This window comes from Fretibacterium fastidiosum, assembly GCF_000210715.1.
Taxonomy (GTDB): domain Bacteria; phylum Synergistota; class Synergistia; order Synergistales; family Aminobacteriaceae; genus Fretibacterium; species Fretibacterium fastidiosum.
In genome coordinates this window covers 510,729-515,189 of record NC_021038.1, presented here as the reverse complement: position 1 = coordinate 515,189, position 4,461 = coordinate 510,729, and the positions used below count along the sequence as shown (strand labels likewise).

Sequence of the window (4,461 nt, the reverse complement as noted above, 5' to 3'; positions counted from 1 at the left end):
GCTTTTTCCGTGTTTGTTTTCTTTAATGCTTAGTGGTCTGATATTCAATATTGGCAGTTTGATGGCAAAGTGTTTATGTCCAATATATGCAGAAATTGACTTGACGAAAGAAGTCATTAGGTGGGGATATGTTTTTAAAAAAGAGATTTCATTTGAGGATATTGCTTATTTGAAAGTGGTAAGGCTGTATAGTCCGTTAGGTCGAATGAAGAATGACGCAGAAGGCATCTACTTGCGTATGGTTTTTAGTGAAAAAGAGCATCATTTTATGAACGGTTGTTTGAATGCTCTTATAGTTCGATTACCTTTTAATGAAGTGCAATGCGTGGAGGATTTGAAAAACGTTCTTATTAGCTTAATGAAAATAGATATACCAATAAAGTACTTTATGATCGATCAGGAGGTTGAGGACATCACAGGATTATACATTGCGAATGAAACGGCCTGACGTGGGAAGAAGAAGTGTCGCCCCTGAAGGGCAGGCGCACGAGGCGGCCCGGACAAAGGAACGTTTCGCGCTGTGTTTTGTAGAGATTCCTTAGCAAATGAATAAACCTCGTAAAATACAGGTGAAAGAAAAATGAACAACAAAGCCAATGTAACTGATAAAGTCATTTTCTCAAAAGAGCGTTGGCTATCATTTTTTTCTATAATTTTGATTAGTTTTTTAGAGTATTTTGCAGCGTTATACATCTACAAAGAAAATAACTCGATTATATTTGTTTTGTATTTTTTATTCACGCTTATCGGTATGTCGATGTGCTATATTTCAGGTTATTATTTTAATGGGTTCGTTTTTGAACGTATTTTTCGCCGAAAGAAACTGATAAGGATATTGTCTGTGTTAACAATGCTGGGCGTTGATCTTGTGTATTATCACTTAGTGTCAACGGTAATATCGCTTTGCCTTACGCCAAAAGGGCTTAGCTTTGAAGTGGTTTCAAGATGGGAATCTTTTTCGTTAACCTATACTGCTGCGCGATGGTCCTGTGTTTTTCAGTTCGCATTTTAAACATTGCACATCAAAGCGTTAGCGGTATCGTGAACTTTCCGCTCCTCTGCCCCGCACTCGGGGCAGGTGAATTTAGAGCCCTTTTGAAAGTCCAGGTGGATATCAAGCCTCTTAGCTGCAGGGGCCAACTCCAGGGATTCGACAAACCACGGCGACGGTATGTCAAGCGCCATTTGAAACAGTTCGATGTCCTTCATAAATATGCTAAAAATGTGCTAAAAATGTCATAACGGGTGCCTTTTATAAGCCATCCACTCCTTCCAGCGAGGAGCCCGTTTATGTAGGGCGATTGACCGCCTGCCACAACAACATTATAATGTGCATAAAAGGTATGTATAAATTGGAGGTGTGAGATGGTCTACGGGTACATGCGTATCTCTACGGGCGACCGGACGGTCGATGTGCAGCGGGACGCGCTGGTGAGCGCCGGTATTCCGGAGGAGAACATCTACAGCGACACGATAACGGGTTCTACCCGCATATCGCGGCGTCCGGAGTTTGAGAAGCTGCGGGAGCGTCTGCGACAGGGGGACATCCTGGTCGTCTGGAAGATGGACCGTCTGGGACGATCCATCCTGGACCTGATCACCACCGTGTTCGACCTCTTGGATCGCGATGTGACGGTACGCTCGATCACGGACGCCGTGGACAGTTCGACGCCGCAGGGCAGGGCGCTGTTTGGGATACTGGACACCATCGCCGATCTCGAGCGGGAGAACGTACGGGAGCGGGTCCGTGCAGGGATGCGGGCGGCCCGACAGCGCGGAACGCACTGCGGACGTCCCCGAATGGCAAATAGAGAAATGGCGGAAGCGATACGGGAGCACCTGCGCCGCGACGCATCCGTGCGGGATATCGCGCGGCAACTGAATATATCGGTCAGTCTGATCTACAAGGTGCTGAGGGAGTTTCCGGATCAGGACGCCGAACCGGCGCCGCCCATGCCGGAAGAAACTGAGGATGGACCGGAGCTGATGATACCCTGAAGACCACGCCGCGCCGCGGCGCCCCCAATGGGGCCGGAACGTGAAGGACAAAAGACCGCGGCAAGCAACCAAAGATTTGATAGTCAAAACATACTGGACCGAAAGGGGCCGGACATCAAACGGAAGGGGTGGGGTAGATGCAAAACACGCAAGACGAGCTGGAGCGGGAGGATGAGGAAACCATCGTCGGTGAAGCGACGGAGGACACGAACGAGGCGACGCATGACGACGCCGAGGCGAGGCACTGGCTCAAGGTCTTTGCGGCGCTGGCGTTCTGGGGGCTGGGGTTCCTGCTGTTCTACAACGGCGGGCCGGGTGTCTTCAAATCGTTCGTGAGCCCAATGGACTTCGAAAACCACTATTTGTTCTACGGCGCGGCGGCGTTTGTGGCGATGGTCGTCTGCGGGGCGAACACGCTCGCCTGTATCGTCATCGGACACAGGAAGAACGCGAATCTGTTCATGCTGTTCATCGCCGTATCGTTCATCTCTATTTTCGTCGTCCTCAGCCTGTTCGGCGCGGTGTTCTCGTTCTTCGCGGGACAGGCGACGACGCCGTATCGCAGGCAAGATGACGACTGGTGAACGCAGATATTAACACGGTGCAACAAAACTGGAAGGGAGAGGAGCACGTTGGTGAAGAAGTCTACTTTACGCACTCGCAGCGTTTCAGGGTTCGTCTTGTTGTTTCTGTTGCTGCTGACGCTTTTCGCGGGACGGGTAAGCGCTGTACAAAGGGAAGCACTGCTGAGGATAGACGGCACAACGGGGCCTGAGGAGGTATGGAGTTGATTCAAGACGGGGCGAACGTCAACGCCAAAAACGACACTGGAACGACGCCCTTGATGATTGCGGCAGGCAACAATCCCAACCCGGAAGTCCTGAAGGGTTTGATAGAGGCTGGTGCAGACGTCAATGCCAAAGACAAAGATGGGTGGACACCGTTGATGATTGCGACCCAAGACAGCTCAAACCCGGAAGTCCTGAAGGTTTTGATGGCAGCCGGCGCGGACCTCAACGCTAAAAACACAGGTGGGGGGACGCCGTTGATAGTTGCTGCGTACAATAACACAAACCCGGAAATCTTGAGGGTCTTGCTAAGGGCTGGCGTGAATGTCGACGAAAGACAGAAAGATGGGTGGACGCCGTTGATGGCTGCTGCCCGATATAACTCCAACCCAGAAGTCCTGAAGATCTTGCTGGAGGCCGGCGCGGACCTAAACGCTAAAGACGAAGATGGAGGGACACCGTTGATGGCTGCTGCCCGATACAACTCCAACCCAGAAGTCCTGAAGATCTTGCTGGAGGCCGGCGCAGACCTCAACGCTAAAGACGAAGATGGGTGGACGCCGTTGATGCTTGCGATCCGATATAACACAACCCAGGAAGTCCTGAAGATCTTGCTGGAAGCCGGCGCAGACGTCAACGCCAAAGAGGAAGATGGGGTGACGCCGTTGATGCTTGCAACAAGTAAGAACACCCCAGAAACACTAACTGCGCTGCTAGAGGCTGGCGCGGACCTCAATGCCAAAAACAAAGATGAGGGGACGCCGTTGATGGCTGCTGCCCAACATAGCTCAAACCCGGAAGTCCTGAAGGTTTTGATAGCAGCCGGCGCGGACCTCAACGCAAAAAACAAAGATGGGGGAACGGCGTTGATGTTTGCGGCCATACATAACTCAAACCCGGAAGTCCTGAAGGTTTTGATAGCAGCCGGCGCGGACCTCAACGCAAAAGACGAAGATGAGTGGACGCCATTAATGTTTGCGGCGTACTATAACTCAAACCCGGAAGTCCTGAAGGTGCTGCTGGAGGCCGGAACAGACGTCAACGCCAAAAATAAAGTTGGGGCGACGCCGTTGATGGCTGCTGCCTGGCATAACACAAACCCGGAAGTCCTGAAAGTCTTTATAGAAGCTGGCGCGGACATCAACGTCAAAAACAAAGTTGGGGCGACGCCGTTGATGGCTGCGGCAGGCAGTAATCCCAACCCGGAAGTCCTGAAAGTCTTTATAGAAGCTGGCGCGGACGTCAACGCCAAAAACAAAGATGGATCGACGCCGTTGATGGCTGCGGCAGGCAGTAATCCCAACCCGGAAGTCCTGAAGGCGCTGCTGGAGGCCGGTGCGGACGCGAAGGCAAAGAACAACGAGGGTCAAACGGCCCTCGACTACGCGAGAATGAATGAAAAACTCAAGGACACAGAGGCGCTGAGGCTGCTGGAGGACAAGGCCGGACAAAATTGAAGAAAATGAAGGGCAAACGAAGGGCCGATGCAGGCCCTCCGTTCACGAGTTTGCTGAGGCCGCTGGATTGAAAGCGCAGGCGGCGGCACGGTGCAACAAAACTGGAAGGGAGAGGAGCACGTTGGTGAAGAAGTCTACTTTACACACTCGCAGCGTTTCAGGGTTCGTCTTGTTGTTTCTGTTGCCGCTGACGCTTTTCAGGGGGCAGGCAGGCGCCG

The 4,461-nt window shown here is 51.7% G+C and carries 5 protein-coding genes; 4 read left to right on the top strand and 1 reads right to left on the bottom strand.

The window, feature by feature from the left end:
- A partial coding sequence (locus SY1_RS02240; RefSeq protein ID WP_208872598.1) for a hypothetical protein occupies positions 1 to 448 on the top strand: 448 nt, incomplete at its 5' end.
- A 560-nt stretch (positions 449 to 1,008) separates the two neighbouring features.
- Here the strand turns inward: SY1_RS02240 and SY1_RS02235 are convergent.
- Complete coding sequence (locus SY1_RS02235; RefSeq protein ID WP_208872597.1) at positions 1,009 to 1,209, bottom strand: hypothetical protein; 201 nt, start codon at positions 1,207 to 1,209, stop codon at positions 1,009 to 1,011.
- A gap of 156 nt (positions 1,210 to 1,365) precedes the next feature.
- Here SY1_RS02235 and SY1_RS02230 point away from each other — a divergent pair, with 156 nt between their 5' ends.
- From SY1_RS02230 to SY1_RS02220, 3 genes are all read left to right on the top strand, one after another.
- Positions 1,366 to 1,998 carry a recombinase family protein gene (locus tag SY1_RS02230; protein ID WP_015556041.1) on the top strand — a complete coding sequence of 211 codons (633 nt, stop codon included), beginning with the start codon at positions 1,366 to 1,368 and terminating at the stop codon, positions 1,996 to 1,998.
- A 137-nt stretch (positions 1,999 to 2,135) separates the two neighbouring features.
- Complete coding sequence (locus SY1_RS02225) at positions 2,136 to 2,582, top strand: hypothetical protein (RefSeq protein ID WP_015556040.1); 447 nt, start codon at positions 2,136 to 2,138, stop codon at positions 2,580 to 2,582.
- Positions 2,583 to 2,779: 197 nt separating this feature from the next.
- Positions 2,780 to 4,243: an ankyrin repeat-containing protein gene (locus SY1_RS02220; protein ID WP_015556039.1), complete on the top strand. Its 1,464-nt coding sequence runs from the start codon at positions 2,780 to 2,782 to the stop codon at positions 4,241 to 4,243.
- The last annotated feature ends 218 nt before the right edge of the window (positions 4,244 to 4,461 follow it).